The organism is Nesterenkonia salmonea (assembly GCF_005771525.1).
Classification (GTDB): domain Bacteria; phylum Actinomycetota; class Actinomycetes; order Actinomycetales; family Micrococcaceae; genus Nesterenkonia; species Nesterenkonia salmonea.
On the sequence record NZ_VAVZ01000135.1, the window covers coordinates 1 to 346 of the forward strand.

Here is a 346-nt window from a genome sequence, read left to right on the forward strand (position 1 = left end):
AGACCTCGACGTGTCCGACGCTACCCCGCCGGCCGGCTTCGGCCGCCCTGACCTGACCGCCTTCGCTCGACTCGACGGCCTCGGTCTGAGCGTGATCGGGCAACGACTTGAACCGGATCGTGCGGTCCTCGCGTGCCGCGTGGTGGAACCAGATCAGTGGTGCCGACGGTGCGGCAGCGAAGGCGCTGCTCGTGACACCGTGATCCGGCGGTTGGCCCACGAGCCGCTGGGCTGGCGACCGACCGTGCTGGAAGTTGTAGTGCGCCGCTACCGCTGTGCCGACTGCGGACACGTGTGGCGCCAAGACACCAGCGCCGCGGCGGAGCCACGCGCGAAGCTCTCGCGC

General features: G+C 70.5%; 1 protein-coding gene. It reads left to right on the forward strand.

All coding sequences use genetic code 11. The features are described 5' to 3' along the window. Window positions 1–10: 10 nt before the first annotated feature. Window positions 11–346 (forward strand): transposase family protein (locus tag FEF26_RS15595; protein ID WP_138254429.1); only part of this gene is annotated, 336 nt, incomplete at its 3' end.